The 18,312-nt window shown below is 64.4% G+C and carries 17 protein-coding genes, 1 tRNA gene and 1 pseudogene; 7 read left to right on the forward strand and 12 right to left on the reverse strand.

Translation table 11 applies throughout. The features are described from left to right. Positions 1 to 67 precede the first annotated feature (67 nt). From B5X69_RS17360 to B5X69_RS17375, 4 genes and pseudogenes are all read right to left on the reverse strand, one after another. A pseudogene (locus B5X69_RS17360) lies at positions 68 to 458 on the reverse strand (IS5 family transposase); the annotation flags it as partial. Positions 459 to 681: 223 nt separating this feature from the next. Continuing rightward, a complete protein-coding gene (locus B5X69_RS17365; RefSeq protein WP_079639859.1) occupies positions 682 to 1,296 on the reverse strand; it encodes an integrase arm-type DNA-binding domain-containing protein in 615 nt (204 codons plus the stop codon). A 58-nt stretch (positions 1,297 to 1,354) separates the two neighbouring features. Beyond that, positions 1,355 to 1,429 (reverse strand) — tRNA-Gln (locus B5X69_RS17370). 53 nt (positions 1,430 to 1,482) lie between these two features. Further along, positions 1,483 to 2,568: a branched-chain amino acid aminotransferase gene (locus B5X69_RS17375; RefSeq protein ID WP_079639876.1), complete on the reverse strand. Its 1,086-nt coding sequence runs from the start codon at positions 2,566 to 2,568 to the stop codon at positions 1,483 to 1,485. 90 nt (positions 2,569 to 2,658) lie between these two features. On the opposite strand from B5X69_RS17375, the gene B5X69_RS17380 reads away from it, so the two are divergent. Beyond that, a complete protein-coding gene (locus B5X69_RS17380) occupies positions 2,659 to 3,171 on the forward strand; it encodes a MarR family winged helix-turn-helix transcriptional regulator (protein ID WP_079639860.1) in 513 nt (170 codons plus the stop codon). Positions 3,172 to 3,175: 4 nt separating this feature from the next. Here the strand turns inward: B5X69_RS17380 and proC are convergent, their stop codons facing one another. Together proC and B5X69_RS17390 are read right to left on the reverse strand one after the other, a co-directional pair. Then, positions 3,176 to 4,006 (reverse strand): pyrroline-5-carboxylate reductase, encoded by an 831-nt coding sequence (gene proC, locus B5X69_RS17385; protein WP_079639861.1) that lies wholly within the window; start codon positions 4,004 to 4,006, stop codon positions 3,176 to 3,178. A 23-nt stretch (positions 4,007 to 4,029) separates the two neighbouring features. Beyond that, positions 4,030 to 5,721: an alkaline phosphatase family protein gene (locus B5X69_RS17390; protein ID WP_079639862.1), complete on the reverse strand. Its 1,692-nt coding sequence runs from the start codon at positions 5,719 to 5,721 to the stop codon at positions 4,030 to 4,032. An 83-nt stretch (positions 5,722 to 5,804) separates the two neighbouring features. On the opposite strand from B5X69_RS17390, the gene B5X69_RS17395 reads away from it, so the two are divergent. From B5X69_RS17395 to B5X69_RS17415, 5 genes are all read left to right on the forward strand, one after another. After that, positions 5,805 to 7,874, forward strand: a complete 2,070-nt coding sequence (locus tag B5X69_RS17395; RefSeq protein ID WP_079639863.1) for a protein-disulfide reductase DsbD family protein — start codon at positions 5,805 to 5,807, stop codon at positions 7,872 to 7,874. Further along, on the forward strand, positions 7,874 to 8,614 hold the full coding sequence (locus B5X69_RS17400; RefSeq protein ID WP_079639864.1) for a TlyA family RNA methyltransferase: 741 nt from the start codon (positions 7,874 to 7,876) through the stop codon (positions 8,612 to 8,614). The genes B5X69_RS17395 and B5X69_RS17400 overlap by 1 nt, the downstream gene beginning before the upstream one ends. A gap of 60 nt (positions 8,615 to 8,674) precedes the next feature. Beyond that, positions 8,675 to 9,226 carry a TspO/MBR family protein gene (locus B5X69_RS17405; RefSeq protein ID WP_079639865.1) on the forward strand — a complete coding sequence of 184 codons (552 nt, stop codon included), beginning with the start codon at positions 8,675 to 8,677 and terminating at the stop codon, positions 9,224 to 9,226. Between the two features lie 34 nt (positions 9,227 to 9,260). Further along, positions 9,261 to 9,563: an accessory factor UbiK family protein gene (locus B5X69_RS17410; protein ID WP_079639866.1), complete on the forward strand. Its 303-nt coding sequence runs from the start codon at positions 9,261 to 9,263 to the stop codon at positions 9,561 to 9,563. Positions 9,564 to 9,675: 112 nt separating this feature from the next. Then, positions 9,676 to 10,182, forward strand: coding sequence for a type III secretion system chaperone family protein (locus B5X69_RS17415; RefSeq protein ID WP_079639867.1), 507 nt, complete (start codon positions 9,676 to 9,678; stop codon positions 10,180 to 10,182). Positions 10,183 to 10,286: 104 nt separating this feature from the next. Here B5X69_RS17415 and B5X69_RS17420 read toward each other — a convergent pair whose 3' ends face one another. The 6 genes from B5X69_RS17420 to B5X69_RS17445 all read right to left on the reverse strand — a co-directional run bounded on the left by B5X69_RS17420 (position 10,287) and on the right by B5X69_RS17445 (position 17,491). Then, positions 10,287 to 11,240 (reverse strand): right-handed parallel beta-helix repeat-containing protein, encoded by a 954-nt coding sequence (locus B5X69_RS17420; protein WP_079639868.1) that lies wholly within the window; start codon positions 11,238 to 11,240, stop codon positions 10,287 to 10,289. Positions 11,241 to 11,333: 93 nt separating this feature from the next. Beyond that, positions 11,334 to 13,952 (reverse strand): methionine synthase, encoded by a 2,619-nt coding sequence (gene metH, locus B5X69_RS17425; protein ID WP_079639877.1) that lies wholly within the window; start codon positions 13,950 to 13,952, stop codon positions 11,334 to 11,336. Positions 13,953 to 13,972: 20 nt separating this feature from the next. Next, on the reverse strand, positions 13,973 to 14,497 hold the full coding sequence (locus B5X69_RS17430) for a GNAT family N-acetyltransferase (RefSeq protein WP_079639869.1): 525 nt from the start codon (positions 14,495 to 14,497) through the stop codon (positions 13,973 to 13,975). Further along, on the reverse strand, positions 14,497 to 15,564 hold the full coding sequence (locus B5X69_RS17435) for a homocysteine S-methyltransferase family protein (protein ID WP_079639870.1): 1,068 nt from the start codon (positions 15,562 to 15,564) through the stop codon (positions 14,497 to 14,499). Before B5X69_RS17435 ends, B5X69_RS17430 begins: the two co-directional genes overlap by 1 nt. Then, the gene (gene metF / locus B5X69_RS17440) at positions 15,561 to 16,502 is read right to left on the reverse strand and encodes a methylenetetrahydrofolate reductase (protein ID WP_079639871.1); all 942 of its coding nucleotides are present in this window, start codon (positions 16,500 to 16,502) and stop codon (positions 15,561 to 15,563) included. Before metF ends, B5X69_RS17435 begins: the two co-directional genes overlap by 4 nt. Further along, positions 16,499 to 17,491, reverse strand: a complete 993-nt coding sequence (locus tag B5X69_RS17445; protein WP_079639872.1) for an ArsR/SmtB family transcription factor — start codon at positions 17,489 to 17,491, stop codon at positions 16,499 to 16,501. The genes metF and B5X69_RS17445 overlap by 4 nt, the downstream gene beginning before the upstream one ends. A gap of 237 nt (positions 17,492 to 17,728) precedes the next feature. Here B5X69_RS17445 and B5X69_RS17450 point away from each other — a divergent pair, with 237 nt between their 5' ends. Further along, complete coding sequence (locus B5X69_RS17450; protein WP_079639873.1) at positions 17,729 to 18,049, forward strand: hypothetical protein; 321 nt, start codon at positions 17,729 to 17,731, stop codon at positions 18,047 to 18,049. The last annotated feature ends 263 nt before the right edge of the window (positions 18,050 to 18,312 follow it).

Below are 18,312 nucleotides of genomic sequence, written 5' to 3' on the forward strand. Positions count from 1 at the left end.
CCGATCAAGCAGTGGATCATGCGAGCGCGGCTCGCCTTTAGGGAACGGTAAGAAAATCCCGAAGGGCGGCATGAAGCTTGGTGTTCATACCGCCCTTCGTGCGGCCGATCAGGCGTCCCGGACCCCCTTTTTTACCCCAAGGCTCGACGCCGTGCGGTGGGCCTTCAAATAGGTCGCATCGATCATGATCGTCTTGCGCTCTGGCGCCTGCGGTGTCGCCAAGCCCTCCATCATGCGAATGAAGATGCCTTGTCGCTCCACCGCTTCCAGCGATTATAGAGCGTCTTCGCCGGGCCATACTCCCTCGGCGCATCGCGCCACCTCAGCCCATTGCGGTTGACGAAGATAATGCCGCTCAAAACCCGCCGGTCATCGACACGCTTGCGGCCATGGCTCTTCGGAAAATAGGGCTGAAGACGCACCATCTGCTCGTCTGTCAGCCAGAATAAATCGCCCAAATTCAGGCTCCTTCGTGGTCGCCTGAATCACAGCCATCTCCGCAAATCAATGGGTTCTGACTAAGCTTGCATCGGCTAAGTCCTGTGCGATGCTCGCATATGATCGGCTTGATGGCTGAAGGCTGAAAAAGGGTTTCCAGTTTCGATTACGAATGGCTGTTTTCAGGTGCATTACGTTCGAGGCTGGAACGGCAAAGTTCCGGCGCAAAGCAGCCATGCGAAGTTACCGTTGGGCTTTGGTCCAACTGCTTTGATCTGCGGGCAGTCTGCCGTCGGGGTCGTAGAGAACAACCCGCGTCGGCAAATCAAAACCCCAGTTCCAGAGCACAAGATTGTGATTTGTCAGTCCCGAACTAGCCGCAAAACTCGGCACGAGTATTCCCGCATATCCTTCGCCGCGAAACCGGTCGGCGACCACCCAGGACGGAGCATCTGCACCCGCGCGCATGGAAGTGAGCCAGCCGCAGGCGAGGTCCGCGAGTGAAACGCCAAGCTCCTGCCTTCCGACCTCCGTGCGGAGATCGCCCAGGGGTTCACAAGAGACATCATATTCGCACATCGTCAGTGGACTGAGCCGATTAGCAAAGCCCTGGGTGCATTCCGCGATCGCGGAGGCGAGCTGCTGCCTCATCGCATCACGCCAGGCGCGAGCAAGGACATTCGAAACCTCCGGATAGGATTCGCCAGCAATAGTGTGCTGCTTTCCGTCGAAACGATAGGAAAAGCGCCAGAGCTTCGAGCCGATGGGCGTCATGAGCAGGAGCAGGCCGCACCCGTCGGCACATGTATATGGCTTCGCCTTGGGCCTGAAAGTGGCAATCATATAGTCGGTCAACATACCGACCGGATTTTACAGCGGTCCCTTGGCCAATCGCGGATTTGATTACAATACCGGCTGGCTGGGGCGGCAGGATTCGAACCTGCGCATGGCGGTACCAAAAACCGCTGCCTTACCGCTTGGCTACGCCCCAACTGCCGGTGCGAGCGCGTCTATAGCGGCTCGCGAATGATTGGCAAGGCAGCGTTAGAGGCGCATTACCCACCCATAGGGATCGGGCGCCTGACCGCGCTGGATGGCAACCAGCTTGTCCTTGAGCATCGCCGTCGTCTGCCCGGGTCCGCCCGCGCCGATCGTAAAGCTCGTCTCGCCGCGGGTCACCTTGCCAACAGGCGTCACCACCGCAGCCGTGCCGCAGGCGAAGCTTTCGGTAAGGCGACCACTTTCGGCATCGGCCTGCCACTGGTCGATTGCATAGCGCTCCTCGCGCACCGTCAGCCCGGCGTCTTTCGCCAGCGTGATGATCGCATCGCGCGTGATCCCCGGCAGGATTGTCCCGGTTAGCGGCGGCGTGACAAGGCTGCCGTCTTCAAACACGAAGAACATGTTCATGCCGCCCAGTTCCTCGATCCAGCGATGCTCAGCGGCATCGAGGAAAACGACCTGGTCGTGCCCCTTTGCAATGGCCTCACTTTGCGCAACGAGGCTCGCAGCGTAATTGCCGCCGCATTTGGCAGCGCCTGTCCCTCCCGGCGCGGCGCGGGTGTAATCCTCCGACACCCACAAAGAAACTGCCGGGGCGCCAGACTTGAAATAATTACCGACCGGCGAGGCGATCACGAGAAAATGATACTCCGCCGAGGGTTTCACACCCAGGAAGACTTCGCTCGCATACATGAAGGGACGCAGATAGAGCGCGCCGCCTGCGACCTTTGGGAACCAGTTCGCATCGACGCGGACGATCTCCTTCACCGCGGCAATGAAGAGCTCCTCGGGCAGTTCGGCCATCGCCATGCGGCGCGCGCTCGCATTGAAGCGCGCGGCATTGGCCTCGACCCGAAACAGCGCCATCGATCCGTCGTCGAGGCGATAGGCCTTCAGCCCCTCGAAGATTTCCTGCGCATAGTGGAGCACCGCGGTCGCGGGATCGAGCGACAGCGGTCCCCGCGGCATCACCTGCGCATCGTGCCAGCCTTTCGCCCCGCTGAAGCGGATGGAAACCATATGGTCGGTAAATACCCGCCCGAAAGCCGGATCGGCGATCGCCGCCGCGCGGACATCATCCGCGACCGGAGCGGGATGCGGCAGAAGGGCGAAGGCGGGAGCGGACATGGAAGAATATACCTTGTGGCTGGTTTGCTGGTCAGGATCGACCGTGCGCGCCTCTTGCCAAAGCCCGGCGCCCGGCGCAACGGTAGCGGCATGCAAGACGAAAATTTTCTTTCACAAGTTCCAGCCGCCTCTGCCCTTTTCTTGCGCGAAGAAGAAGTGCGCAGGGGCATCGAATATTTGTTCTTTGCCCACAGCGCGCTTTGGCGAGCAATCGACACGCGGCTTGCCGAAAAGGAACTCGGCCGGGCGCATTACCGCGCCCTCTATTTCATCGCGCGTCAACCCGGCCTTACTATTTCAGATCTGCTTGGCCTCCTTGGCATCACCAAACAATCGCTGGGGCGGGTGATCAAGGAGCTCGACGCGCGGGCCTTGCTGACAACACGCCCCGGAAACCGCGACCGGCGGCAAAAGGAATTGCGGCTGACCGCCGAGGGACGCGCCCTTGAAAGCGCGATCTTCTCGCAGCTTCGCGACACGATGAGCCGCGCCTACACCCATGCAGGCCAAGCCGCGGTCACGGGTTTCTGGCAGGTGAGCGAGGCACTTTTGCCGCCACGCGAGCGCGGACGCGTGGCGCGGCTCGGCCGCCCTCCCGAATGAAGAGCTAGCTTTCGCCGCGCGCGAGATCGGCGAGCTCACGCCCGCGGTCGCGCGCGGCGCGCAGGACATTGGTCATCAGCGCAACGAGTTGCCCGTCGGTATCGAGCACGTCGAGCCCTGCCTGGGTCGTGCCCCCCTTGCTTGCGACCTGGGAGACCAGGACGCCGGGCTTTTCATCGCTCGCGGCGAGAAGCGCTGTCGCACCGTCAAAGGTCGCCGCAGCTAGCTTCAGCGCGTCTTCGGCCGAAAGACCGAGCCGCTCGCCTGCGGCCGCATAGGCTTCGATCAGCCGCAAAACGAAAGCCGGCCCGCTGCCGGTAAAGGCGGTGACGAGATCCATTGTCGAATCGTCGGCAAGCGGGACAATGGTGCCAAGCGGTTCGAGAAGCGCCGTCACCGCAGCCTCGTCGGCGGCGCCTAGGCTGGCAACTGCCGAGACCCCGGCGCCTATACGCGCAGCAAGGTTGGGAAGAATGCGGACCTGCGCCTTGGTTTCCGGGAAGCGTGCCGCAAGGTCGGCGAGCGACACACCCGCGAGGATGGAGAGAAGATATGTATTGCCGGCTGCGACGGCAGCAAGCTCGCCTGCGACATCATTCAATTGCTGCGGCTTCATGCCGAGCATCACCCATTCGGCGGCTCCGTCCGCCGCGAGCCAGTCGGCAACCGATGCGAAATGCGCAATGTCCGCGCGCGGCGCCGCGAAGGGATCGACGATCGCAACCTTCGCCGGGTCGAGTCCGGCGCCCAGCCAGCGATCAAGCATCGCCCCGGCCATATTCCCGCAACCCACCAGCAGCAGCCGGCCGGTGAAATTCCCCAAAATGTTCGTCATGGTCCCTGGTCTTCTTCTCTGTTTCAATGTCCCGAACGGCAACTGTCTTCCGGGCCCGACAAAAGGTCGAGGCAGCGCCCGTCGATGTTTTTCGTATCGAGCGGGAGGCCGATCAGCGCCGCGAGTGTCGGCAGGATGTCCACCGTCATCACCGCATTCGGCTGCTCGAAGCCCGCCAGTCCCTTGCGCCAGAACAGCATCGGCACGCGCCGGTCATAATCCCAGACCGAGCCATGTGTTGCGACATAACCGATACCCGGTTCCGGGATTGGCGTAACGCGCGGCTTGAGCGCGATGATGAAATCGCCGGAACGCGCCGGATTGTACGAAGCGCGCAGCTTGTCCATCAGCGTCCACGTATCGGCCGGGCGCTTCGAGATCGGATGGACGGCTAGCTGATCCGCTGTGACCACCGCCTCGATCTGCGGATGCGCGCGAAGCCGCGGAAGGATCTCATCGAGCGCTGTCTTGCGCTGCGCTGGCGTCAGCGCCCTAGAGAGATAATAGTCGCCGCCGTCTCCATAAAGCAGCGGCTCAGGCAGGCCCAGCTTTTCGGCGACCGCCTTGCCGATCTTTTCAGGGTCAAGCGCGGGGTCGAGGCGCTGCGCGTCGGGCCAGCCGTTCTGCCGGTTGCGCTCGGGAAGATCGTGCCCGCCGTGATCGGCGGTGAGCGCCACGACATAATCAATGCCGGTTGCATCGAGGCGCGCGAAGAAATCGCCAAGCTCGCGGTCGAGCGCCAGCATCTGAAGGCACATTTCGGCGCCTTCGGTCCCGGTTCCATGACCGATATAGTCGGTCGCCGACAGCCCCACGATCAAGAGATCGGTGCTGCCCCCCTCGCCCATCTTTCGCGCCTGGCGCAATGCAGCCGCGGCCGCGAGCACCGCGCCGTCCGCCTGAGGCGAGGCACGAAAGGCACGAAAATCTGCGCCATCGCGCGCGAAGCGTCCCGTTCCGACGATGCCGCCCTTGCGGCCATCGAGCGGGATGGCAATATCATGCGCGGCGCAATCGGCAGGCAGCGTCAGGCCCGGCTCAGGGGCGGCAATGGCGGCGGCAATCGCGGCGCTCGCCTGCTGGGCGACCGGCGACAAGCTGCTGCCCCGATAGCTGGTGAGCCCGGTAGGGGCGAGCCACATCAGCTCGTCCGCCTTGTGCCCGCCCATCATGATGGCGGAGCGGTCCTTGCCCGACACCGACACGACCTGCGCTTTCGGATCGCGATCCTTCATCAGGTCGCCCAGCGTCGGCACGAGGAGGTGCTTTGCCGATGGGGCATAGTCCTTCGACGAGGTGCCGGGCACCGTCTCATCCTCCGCGCAATAGAGGCGCTTGTCCTCGCGTGCAGCCGACAGGTCGAAGAAATTATTGCCGACAATGCCCGTGTGCGCGGGATGGTTGCCGGTCAAGATGGTCGAATGGCCGGGGCAGGTTTCGGTCGCGCCATGCGCCTGATAGCCCGAGGGAAAGACAACGCCTGACGCGAGCCGCGCGAGGCCGCCGGTGAAATGGCTGCGATATTCGGCGAATAGATCGGCCGAGAATTGGTCGACCGCGATCATGACGATCAGCTTGGGCTGCGGGGTGGCCGCTGTAACCTTCTGCACCAAAGGCCCCGAATCCTGCGCAAGGCTGGCGGCGGGGCCCGAAAGACAAAGCAGGCCAGCAAGGGCGGCCGTCCAAATTTTCGGTTTCACGGGCGTCTTCTCCATTCTGGGTCGTCGGCGCGGGCTGTCCTCTCGGCGAAAGCCGCCTATATGGCAAGCCTCGAACGACAGGCAGATGCGGGGACGGCATGGATCGGCGAAGGGACGGGTTTGGGACAGCCGCGTGGCGGGCCGCGCTCGCCCTCGCGGTGCTCGCGCTTCTCGGGCTTGCTGCCGCCCGCGCGCAGCCCACGCATATTCAGCCCAGGCTTGTCGCCGAATCGGCCGCCCCCGCGCCGGGCGGATCCACCACGATCGCGCTGACCATGGCGCCCGAGGAGGGCTGGCACGGCTATTGGTCGAACGGGGGCGATGCGGGTTTCGGCCTCATGGTTGAATGGAACGCGCCCGACGGCGTCACGGTTGGCGCGTTCAATTACCCTGTTCCTGACGCGCTTATTCTCTTTGGCATGATGAACCATGTCTATGAGCATCCTTACGCGCTGCTCGCGGACGTGCGGGTCGAACGAGACGTGGCGCCCGGGACCGACTTGACGCTTTCGGGCATCGCCAACTGGCTCGCCTGCACCGACAAGGTCTGCGTGCCCGAAAGGGCGGTCATCTCGGTCAAGCTGAAGGCGGGCGACGGCGCCGTACCTACGCGTGAGCGCGAGCGGTTCGACGCATGGCGTGCGAGGCTCCCGCAGCCCCTCGACCGTGCGGGGAACTGGGAACGCGCCGGCGGCAAGATCCGATTCGGTGTCCCGCTTCCCCAGGGCACCTCGCTCGATGCCCCCCACCTTTTCGTCGCGACGCAGAATCTGGTCGATTATGCAGCGCCCCAGGCATTCAGCCGGAGCGGCGACTGGATTATCATCGAGACGGCCGCCAAGGGCGACGCCTCAGGCGCGGTCGATGGCTTGCTCAAGCTCTCCGACGGCCGCGGGCTCAATGTCCGGTTCGAGCCTGCCGCGGTGCGCCGCACCGGCGAACCGATCCGGACAGCGTCCGATGCGGTAGATGCCCGGCTCTTTTTGGCGGCGCTCGGCGGCGCGATCCTCGGCGGGCTCATCCTGAACCTGATGCCCTGCGTCTTCCCGATCCTCAGCCTCAAGGCGCTCAGTCTTGCCCGGTCAGGAGGCGATGCGCGGACGGCAAAGGTCGAAGCGCTGGCCTATACAGCGGGTGCGGTGATGACCGCACTGCTCCTCGGCGCGGCGTTACTCGCGCTCCGCGCCGCGGGCGAGCAGGTCGGATGGGCGTTCCAGCTTCAGCATCCCGTCAGCGTACTCCTCTTGCTGATGCTAGCGCTGGCGATCACGCTCAACCTGCTTGGCGCCTATGAACTCCCATCTTTTGGCGGCGGACAGACGCTCGCAGAAAAAGGTGGCGCGGCGGGGGGCTTTTGGACCGGCGCGCTCGCGGCCTTTGTCGCAACGCCGTGCAGCGGACCTCTCCTGGGCGCAGCGCTTGGCGCGACGCTGGTGCTGCCCGCCTGGGCGGCGCTACCGATCTTTGGCGGGCTGGGCCTGGGGCTCGCTCTTCCCTTCCTGGCCGTCGGCTTTGTGCCCCCGATTCGGAACCGGTTGCCGCGGCCCGGCCCCTGGATGAGCCGTTTGCGCAAATGGATGGCGCTGCCCATGGGGCTGACCGCGCTGGGATTGGCGTGGCTTTTGTGGCGTCAAGCCGGCGCCGCGGGGGGGTGGGTCGCGCTCGGCGCGGTGGGTTGGACATCGCTCGTGCTGTGCTCTGTCGGGGCGCGTCAAAGAGGGAAAAGCTCGGGCTGGCTCCTTCTCTTTTTGCTGGCCGGCCTGATCGGCTCGACACTCATCGATGCAAGACTATTGACCGGCCAGACCCGCGAAGCGCCGGCGCCGGGACAATCCGGGACCAGATTCTCTCCGGAAGCCCTCGCCGACGCGCGCGCGACCGGCAAGCCCGTCTTCGTCTATTTCACGGCGGACTGGTGCCTCTCGTGCAAGGCAAACGAAGCGGGTGCGATCAACCGCGAAGCCGTGCAGAAGGCCTTCAAGAAGAAGGGGGTCATTACTCTTGTAGGTGACTGGACCAACGGGGACCCCGTCATCACGCGCACGCTTGGCGAACATGGACGCAACAGCGTCCCGCTTTATCTTTGGTACGCACCCGGCGCTGAGACGCCTCTCATCCTTCCGCAGATCCTCACCCCAGGAACGCTGGCCGGGCTGGTGGACAGCTGATGGCAAAGCAGCGCGCCGACCAGCTTCTCGTCGATCGCGGCCTTGCCGAAAGCCGGACGCGCGCGCAGGCGCTGATCCTCGCGGGGCTCGCCTTCGTCGGCGACCGCAGGATCGACAAGGCGGGCCAGCAGGTCGCGGCAGACGCCGAGCTCAGCGTGAAGGGCCGCGATCACCCATGGGTATCGCGCGGCGGCATCAAGCTCGATCATGCACTCTTGCATCTCGGCTGGGATGTCGCGGGCGCGGTCGCGATCGACGTGGGCTCGTCGACCGGGGGCTTTACCGACGTCCTGCTAAGCCGCGGCGCGACGCGGGTCTATGCCGTCGATTCGGGCACCAATCAGCTCGCGTGGAAGCTGCGCCAGGATGAGCGCGTCATCGTTCATGAACAGACGAGCGCGCGCATTCTGACCTCCGAGCATATCCCCGAGCCCATTGACCTCATCGTCTGCGACGCAAGCTTCATCGCGCTTTCGAAGGTGCTGCCGGTGCCGATGTCCTTCGCGCGCCCCGAGGCGCGGCTCGTCGCGCTGATCAAGCCGCAGTTCGAGGCCGAGCGGCACGAGGTGGGCAAGAAAGGCGTCGTACGCGACGCCGCAGTCCATGCACGCGTCTGCAGCGAGGTGCGCGCCTGGCTTGAAAGCGAGGGCTGGCCGGTCGCCGATGTGACCCGGAGCCCGATCACCGGGCCGGAGGGCAATGTCGAATTTCTGATCGCCGCGGTCAAAGCAGCGTCTTGACGAGGGGCCCGGCTGTCGCGACACCCGTTCCCGATCGAATTTGCGCAAAGGGGGATGTGCATGAGTGAATTGGCCACTCCAGGACAGCTTCGCATGTCCTATTGGCGCTGGGCGCTGGTGACGGTTCCGGCGATCGTGCTCCTCGGCAGCCTGTCGGGACTTCTCTCAGGCAGCGGCTATGGCAATCGCTGGTTCTCAGCGCTCGACCTTCCAGCGATCACGCCGCCCGGATGGGTCTTTGGCACTGTCTGGCCCGCACTCTATATTTGCCTGGGTCTGTCGCTCGCGATGGTGCTGCATGCGCGCGGGGCGAAAGGGCGCGGCTTTGCGCTCCTGCTCTTCTTCATCCAGCTTGCCGGGAATCTCATGTGGTCACCGCTTTTCTTCGGCGCGCATCAGGTGACGAGCGCGCTCTATCTCATCATCTTCCTCCTGATGGTGACGCTCGCGACCGCCTTTGCCTTTTCACCGATCCGCAAGGCTGCGGCGTGGCTGCTCGTCCCCTATATGGCGTGGCTCAGCTTCGCGGCGATCCTGACGTTCCAGATCGACCAGCGCAATCCCGACGCTGAAACTCTTGTCCCCGCGGCTGCGAGCACCCAAATAGGGTGACGGCAAGGGGCACTCCCCACAAAGGAAGTTTGACATGCAAAGCGAGAACCGGATTTTCGACGACTTCGCCAAGATGCTGAACGGCATCGCCGGGACCGTCGCCGGCGCGGGCCGCGAGGCTGAGGCAGCGATGCGCGAACGCGCAAAGGAATGGATCGGCCGCATGGACTTCGTCAGCCGCGAGGAGTTCGAGGCGGTCAAACAAATGGCGGCAACCGCGCGCGCCGAAGCAGAAGCGCTGAAAGCGCGCCTCGACAAACTCGAAGGCGCGGCGACACCTTCCGCGGCCCCCAAGAGCGCCGCGAGGCCCGCGGCGCGCAAGCCCAAGGCGCCCTGATCAAAGCGCCGGGCGATTCCGCCCGACGCTCGTGAGCGCTCCTGCGACTTGCAGGGACTGGAAATGGCCGGGTGGACTCGCCAGCGGCTCCAACAGACGTTAAAGCGCCCAAATGAGCGACGATATCTACGACGATGATGACGGCCAGGAGGCGGCACCGATGGAGATGCTGGCCTCCTATTTTGCCGCGCACGACTGGCCGCACGAGATGATCGGCGAGGACGAGATTGTCGCCACCGCGCAGGGGAGCTGGACGACCTACGAATTGCGCGCCGTGTGGCGTGCCGACGATGGCGTTATCCAGCTCCTCGCCTTCCCCGACATCCGGGTCGTCGAGGACAAGCGCGCTGTCGCGCATGAAGCGCTGGCGCTGATCAACGAGCAATTGTGGCTCGGCCATTTCGAGCTATGGTCGAACAGCGGCACGATTCTGTTCCGCCACGGGATGCTGATTGGAACCAACGCGCCCCTGCGGCTCGACCTCACCGAAACCCTGGTCGAAAGCGCGATCGACGAATGCGAGCGCTTTTATCCGGTGTTCCAGTTCGTGCTGTGGGGCGGCAAATCGCCGGCCGAGGCGCTGGCAGCTTCGCTGATCGAAACGCGCGGCGAGGCTTGAGCCCCTCCGCCTTCCAAGCCTGCCTTCTGCGCTAGCCTCCCAACTTCAATGCCGGGCCGGAGACCGGCGTTTCCGCCGATCGAAGGCGCGCGGAGCCGAGGAGCTTAGCGCCTTTCGAACCGGGTGAGCCGCGGCCCGAGCTCATTCGCCCCGATCGCCAGCTCTTCCCCGCTCCAATCGGCGACGAACACCGACGGCCAACTCACGTCTTGCGAGAGGCGCGCGCGATTGCCCGCGATCGCGAGGCCGCGCGAGGAATTGTCGCGCCCCTCGGCTGCGACCGCGATGAACGCCGAATGGTTTTCCTTATCGCGTCCCTGCACGAAAAGATTGTCCGCGATCCGCCCGGTCGAGCCCGATGGCAGGTCGATCATGTAGTTGGTCGCGCGGCCCTGCGTGTCGTCGAAGCTGTTGTCGCGAATATCGACGCGAGAGGCGCGGGTTTTCAGATAATGGCCCCCGCTCCCCTTTTCAAAGCGGCTGTGCGTCACGATCACCTGGCCGTAGCTTCCCGTGTACACGCTGTGCGCGCAGCTCAGTCCGCGGTCGCAGCGGCCGAGAGCTGAAAAGGTCGACCGTTCGATCCTCAGCGTCGAGCGCGGATCATCGGCAGTCAAGATGCCCTGCTCGCTTTGCCGGAACAGGCTGTTCACGACGTCGAGATCGCTCTTCTCGAGCCGGATGCCCGCCCCGTTGCCATCGGGAACGCGCATGTTCTGAAAGACAATGCCATCGACCCGTGCCCCCGCGCCGCGAAGCACCAGCGCGGCCTTGCCCTCGCAGGTCACCCCGTCGAAAATCGCGCGGCCGGGTTCGGCGGCAACGAAGGCGATGCGCCCCATAGTCTGCACCGCGCAGTCGCGATGATAACCGGGGGCGATGCGGATCGTCCCCTCCCCGCCGCCGATCGCGTCGACAGCGGCCTGCAGCCGCGAAAAGCCCCTCCCCTCGACGCTGTAAGGCGCGCTCCCCATTTGCGCCGGCGAAGACGCCGGCGCGAGAAGGAGCGGCAGAGCGAAGAGCGGCAACAGGGGCCGGCGAAGGAGCGTCTTTGCCATGACCCGTCCATAGCCCCAAGCGCACGGCAAGTCGTTTGCGAAGCTGGTTAACCGGCGCCCTGTCCCCTTATCGGACAGATGCGCCGAGCAAGGTTAATCGAGGTTCGGACGAAGCCAGCGCGTTGCGGTCGCAAGATCCACGCCGCGGCGCTGCGCATAATCGCCAAGCTGATCCTCGCCGACACGCGCGACGCCGAAATAGCTCGCGTCGGGGTGACCGAAATAGAATCCGGAAACCGCCGCTGTCGGCAGCATCGCGAAATGATCGGTGAGCGTCGCGCCCGAATTATGTCCCGCATCGAGCAGGTCGAAGAGGATCGGCTTCAAACTGTGATCGGGGCAAGCGGGATAGCCGGGCGCGGGACGGATGCCTCGATATTCCTCCTTGATGATTGCCTCGGGCGTCAATTGTTCGCCTGGTGCATAGCCCCACAAGTCGGTGCGCACATGCGCGTGGAGCCGCTCGGCAAAGGCTTCGGCAAAGCGGTCGGCGAGCGCCTTGAGCAAAATGTCGCTATAGTCATCATGCGCAGCCTTGAAGCGCGCAAGATGCGGCTCGATACCGTGGATCGCCACCGAAAAGCCGCCGATCCAGTCGCCGTCGGGACTGATGAAGTCGGCAAGGCACATGTTCGGCCGCCCTTCGCGCTTGGCGATCTGCTGGCGCAGGAAGGGGATGCGCACGTGGCGCTCCTCCTCGAGGTGGATGATGACATCGTCGCCGTCGCGCCGACATGGCCAGAGGCCTGCGACGCCGCGCGCATGAAGCCAGCCTTCGGCGATGATCGTCGCGAGCATTGCGCGCGCGTCGGCAAAGAGGTTGCGCGCGCTCTCGCCGACAATCTCGTCGTCAAGGATCGCGGGATAGACGCCTGCAAGTTCCCAGGCGCGGAAGAAGGGCGTCCAGTCGAACCATTCGGCGAGCTCGGCAAGGTCCCAATTGTCAAAGGCGTGGACCCCCGGCCTTTCCGGGGGAAAAGGTCGGATATGCTCGTCGATCGCGAAGCCGTTCGCACGCGCATCGGCAATGGGGACAAGCGGGCTTTGCCCCTTGTTCGCGCGGACGTCGCGGATATGCTGATAATCCTCCTTATAGCCCGTCACGAACGCCTCGCGCCCCGTATCGCTGACGAGCGCGGTCGCGACCCCGACCGCGCGGCTCGCGTCGAGGACATGGAGGACCGGTCCCTTATAAGCAGGGTCGATGCGCAGCGCGGTGTGCACCTTAGAGGTGGTCGCGCCGCCGATGAGGAGCGGCATCGTCATGCCAGCGCGCTGCATTTCCTCGGCCACGGTCACCATCTCGTCGAGCGACGGCGTGATCAGACCCGAGAGGCCGATCATGTCGGCGTCACATTCCCTCGCCGTCTCGAGGATCTTGGGCCAGGGCACCATCACGCCGAGGTCGACAATCTCGAAGCCATTGCACTGGAGGACGACGCCGACGATGTTTTTCCCGATGTCGTGGACGTCGCCTTTGACCGTCGCCATCACGACCTTGCCCTTGCCCTTGGCGCCGGGCTCCTTCTGAGCCTCGATGAAGGGGAGGAGGTGGGCAACCGCCTTCTTCATGACGCGCGCCGATTTGACCACCTGCGGCAGAAACATCTTGCCCGACCCGAAAAGGTCGCCGACAACATTCATGCCGTCCATGAGCGGCCCTTCGATCACCTCGATCGGACGGTCCATCGCGAGGCGCATTTCCTCGGTATCCGCGACGATATGGGCATCGATACCCTTGACGAGCGCATGCTCGAGCCGCCTGCGAACCTCCCAGCCGCGCCATTCTTCGGCGGCCTTTTCCTGCGCGGCGTCCTTGCCCTTGTAGCGTTCAGCGAGCGCAATCAGCCGCTCGGTCGGGCTTAATTCCTCGCCGTCCGCCTTGCGGTTGAGAATGACGTCCTCGCAGGCCTCGCGCAGTTCAGGATCGATCGCATCGTAAACATCGAGCTGCCCTGCATTGACGATCGCCATGTCGAGCCCGGCGGGAATCGCGTGATAGAGAAAGACGCTGTGCATCGCGCGGCGCACGACTTCGTTACCGCGAAAGCCGAACGACAGGTTTGAAAGTCCGCCCGAAAAATGCGCGTGCGGGCAGCGAACGCGCAGTTCCTTTACCGCTTCGATGAAATCGACCGCATAATTGTCATGCTCCTCAAGCCCCGTCGCGATGGCGAAGATATTGGGATCGAAGATGATGTCTTCGGGCGGAAAGCCGATGCTGAGGAGCAGCTTGTAGGCGCGCTCGCAAATCTCGATCTTGCGTGCTTTCGTGTCGGCCTGCCCGACCTCGTCGAACGCCATCACCACGACCGCGGCGCCATAGGCCAGGCACTTGCGCGCGTGACTCAGAAAAATCTCCTCGCCCTCTTTCATGCTGATCGAATTGACGATCGGCTTGCCGGGCACGCATTTGAGGCCCGCCTCGATCACGTCCCACCTCGACGAGTCGATCATCACCGGCACGCGCGCAATGTCGGGCTCGGCGGCAATCAGCTTCAAAAAGGTCGTCATGGCGCGCTCGGCGTCGAGCAGCCCTTCATCCATGTTCACGTCGATGACTTGCGCGCCATTTTCGACCTGCTGGCGCGCAACCTCGACCGCGGCGGCGAAATCGTCGGCGAGGATCAGCTTCTTGAACGCCGCCGATCCGGTCACGTTGGTGCGCTCGCCGATATTGACGAAGGAAGAGGAGAAGGAAGAGCTGTTCATCATGATGTCCAGGGGAGGGTTCAAAGGGCGAGCGGGCGCGCGAGGACGCGGTCATCGTAAAACTTGCCCCCGACATTGAAGCGGCGCGTTCCGATGTCGGCAAAACCCTGTTTGCGATAGAAAGCGAGCGCCCGCTCGTTGCGAGCATAAACGCCAAGGAGCAGGCGGCGATGCCCCTCGGCGGCAATGACCACCTCCCGCATCAGCGCCGCGCCCATGCCGCTGCCATGAAAGCGGGAGAGCGAATAGATGCGTTTTAGCTCGATATCACCCGCCTCCGCTGCGTCGAGAGCGGGCTTGCCGACGAGCGCAAAGCCGACCGGCGCGCCGCCCGGCTCTGCCTCGGCAAGCCATGCCCGCCCGCCCGACGCCAAAGCCGCGCGATAGGCCGCTTCGCTGTGCTGCGCGGCGCAATGCGCGGTGATCGCTGCGCCGTCGAGAATGCCGGCAAAGGTCTCGAGAAAGGTCGCAGCGCCAATCAGCGCCAGGGCTGGCGCATCATCCCCTCCCGCCTCGCGGATAGTCCATGCCGGTCCGTCCTCCATCAGGACGCGGCCGCCATGGTAAAGGGTTCAAGCCCGGCGAGGCGCGTGCGCACCGGCATGTCGGGAATGTAGCGCGGGACAAGGCCCTCGATGGCGCGGGCCATCGCGGCGATATGCGCCGGCGTCGACCCGCAGCAGCCGCCGAGAATATTGACCTGGCCATGTTCGGCCCATTCGCGAACCAGCCCCGCGGTTGTCTCGGGCTGCTCGTCATATTCGCCAAGTTCGTTCGGCAGGCCCGCGTTCGGATAGACCATCACCAGCGTATCGGCGAGGTCTGAGAGAACGCGCACATGCGGGCGAAGCTGCGCCGCGCCGAAGGAGCAGTTGAGCCCGACGGTGAGCGGGCGCGCGTGACGCACGGCGTACCAGAAGGCCTCGACCGTGTGGCCCGAGAGGTTGCGGCCCGAAAGATCGGTGAGGGTCATCGAGATCATCAGCGGCAATTCGCGCCCCACTCTGGTCTCGGCCTCGAGCGTTGCGGCGATCCCGGCCTTGGCATTGAGCGTGTCGAAGATCGTCTCAATGAGGATGAAATCGGCTCCCCCCTCAGCAAGCGCGATCACCTGTTCAAGATAGACATCCTTGAGCTCGTCGAAGTCGATTTCGCGATAGCCCGGGTTATTGACGTCGGGCGAGAGCGACAAGGTCTTGTTCGTCGGCCCGACCGCGCCTGCAACATATCGGCGGCGGCCATCGATCGCCTCGAACTTGTCGGCCGCTTCGCGCCCGAGCCGGGCGCTTTCGCGGTTGATGTCAGCGACCAGCGCCTCGGCGCCATAGTCGGCCTGGCTGATCCGGTTGGCGCTGAAGGTATTTGTCGACACAATGTCGGACCCCGCCGCGAGATAGGAATCGCCGATCGCGGCAACGACGTCGGGGCGCGTCAGCGCGAGGATGTCATTATTTCCCTTCTGGTCGTGCGCGAGCCCAAGCGTGCCTGCATAATCCGCTTCCTCAAGCTTGCGCAGCTGGATCTGCGTGCCCCAGCCGCCGTCGGTGAGCAGGATTCGCTCCTTGGCCGCGGCGCTCAGTGCCTCGCGGGCCGTCGACGATTTGGTCGTCATGCTGTTTCCTCCTTGATGGGTAGGGCGGCGGGGCGCAGGCCGAGCAGGTGGCAGATAGCATAGCTAAGCTCCGCCCGATTGAGCGTGTAGAAGTGAAAATCGCGCACTCCGCCCGCATAGAGGCGGCGGCACATTTCGGCCGCGATCGTCGCGGCGATGAGCTGGCGCGCCGCTGGCAGACCGTCGAGCCCGTCGAACAACGACACCATCCATGGGGGAATTGCGGCGCCGCACATGTCCGCCATCCGCCGCGTCTGCGACACATTCGACACCGGCAGGATGCCGGGGATGATCGGGGCGTCGATTCGGGCCGCGGCCGCGGCATCGCGAAAGCGCAGGAAGGCGTCAGGCGAGAAGAAGAACTGCGTGATCGCGCGCGTTGCGCCGGCGTCGAGCTTGCGCTTCAGATTGTCGAGGTCGGCCTGCGGACATTCTGCGTCGGGATGAACCTCGGGGTAGGCGGCGACCGAAATGTCAAAGGGTGCAATGGCCTTGAGACCCGCGACGAGCTCGGCGGCATTGGCATAGCCTTGCGGGTGCGCTCGGTAGGGCTCGCCGCCTGGCACATCGCCGCGCAGCGCAACGATATGGCGCACGCCGGCCTCCCAATAGGCCCGGGCAACCGCGTCAATCTCTTCCCGCGACGCCTCGACGCACGTAAGGTGGGCTGCGGGCGGAACTCTACTTTCCGCCGCGATACGCGCGACCGTCGCGTGGGTGCGCTCGCGCGTCGATCCGCCGGCACCATAAGTGACCGAGACGAAGCTGGGATTGAGCGGCTCGAGCGTATGGAAGCTGTCCCAAAGCTGCGCCTCCATCTTCTCGGTCTTCGGCGGGAAGAATTCGAAGCTGACGCTGATATCGCCGGCAAGGTCGGCAAAAAGCGGCGAGGCCGCAGCGCGGCGCGCCTCCGCGGCGCTGTTGAGAATCGAGGTCATGCCGCAAGCCTTCTGCGCGGGCCGTCGCCCTCGTGGGCGAGCGGCGGTTGGTCTTCATCGCTGCGGCGGCGACCGAGCCAGAGCTTTACGGCCAGCGTCCCACCTTCAAGCGTCTGGGCGGCCTCGAGGAGCAGGCCGGAGGAGGCGAACCAGCCCCGAATCTGCGCGTCCGAAAAACCGAGGCGGGCATGCGCTGCAAGCGTGCGCAACTCCTCGTCTTCGTGCGGGGCAAAATCGACGACCAGGAGGTGTCCGCCGCCGCGCAGTACCCGGCCAGCCTCCGCAATGACGCGGTCCGGCTCGTGCGCGAAGTGCAGCGCCTGGTGGATGACGATGCTGTCGATGCTGGCATCGGCCATTGGCAGGTTCAGGAAATCCCCCTGGACGAGGTCGATCGGCACGGGCTGATCGGCGAGCTTCGCCCGTGCGATGCGGAGCATGTCCGGACTGCGGTCGAGCGCGGTGATGCGGCGCACCGTCGGCGCAAAGATTTCGGCCATACGGCCGGTCCCCGTGCCGATGTCGAGCAGATGCCCAAGGCGGCGGCCCGCCACCATCGCGAGCATCGCGGCCTCGACCTCGCTTTCGGCGACGTGGCGCGAGCGGATGGCATCCCATTCGGCGGCATGCTCGGCGAAATAGCGTTCGGCCGCAGCAACGCGATCGGCCCGGACCGCGGCGAGCCTGCGCGCGTCGTGCGCGACGACGAGCGCCTCGCGCGGTGAAAAAGGCCATTCCTCGGCGCGCGCAATAATATTGCTTACCGGCCCTTGCGCAACGATGCGCAGAAAAACCCAGCTTCCCTCCCGCCTGCGCTCGATGATTCCGGCGTCGACGAGGATGCGGACATGGCGCGAGACGCGGGGCTGACTCTGTTCGAGGACAAGAGCAAGCTCGCCGATCGCCAGTTCCATCTCGCGCAGCAGCGCGACAATGCGCAGACGCGTCGGATCGGCGAGGGCACGGAAAATGTCGAGCAGCTCGGTCATGGACCTGCATATAAAGCTTTCTTTATATGTGGTCAACAGACAGCCGGCCGCCTTTTCCTGCCGCTTGCGGGAAGCTCGCCGCGACGAGCGGTGGCGAATAGCGGGCCGCGCCTCCAAAAAGGCCGTTGCACCCAATTTGGCGAGATTGTAGCTCTAAACGCGATTGGCAGTGCGCCGGAGCGAAATGTTCGCATCCGAATGCCGGTCGATCCGTTTAATCGAGAGGGATATGCCCAAATGAAGAAATCGATCACTTTGTCGCTCGTCCTGGCCGCTTCGCTCGGCCTGGCCGCTTGCGGGGAAAAGGCTGCTGACGATACGGCGGCGACCACCGAAGACACCGCCGCGACCATGGAAGGCGCTGCTGACACCGCGCTCGACGCGGCCGAAGGCGCCAGCGACGCCGCTGCCGCTGCCGGCACCGCCGCCGACGCTGCGGGCGATGCTGCCGCTGCGGGCGACGCCGCGACCGCGACCGACAAGGCGGCCGAAGCTGCGGACGCCGCGAAGGAAGCGGCTGACGCTGCCAAGGGTGCGATGGAAGAAGCCAAGCAGTAAGGCTTTTTACCCGGCCTTTTGGGGCGAAGAAAAAGGAGGGTCGCCGGGTCTGCCGGCGGCCCTCTTTCGCATTTGAAACAAGCATCCGCGCAGCGAAGTCGTCAGGGCAATCGCTTCAGTTTAACAAATTGGGGTAGCGTTTGAAGTGCTGAGCTGATTCAGGGGTGTTCCACATTTGGAAGGGGCATTTGATGGTCGGCACTGTATCGCTACTGGATCATTTTTCGGCGCTGAAGGATCCGCGTCAGCAATGGCGGGTGATC

The organism is Sphingopyxis flava (assembly GCF_900168005.1).
Taxonomy (GTDB): Bacteria; Pseudomonadota; Alphaproteobacteria; order Sphingomonadales; family Sphingomonadaceae; genus Sphingopyxis; species Sphingopyxis flava.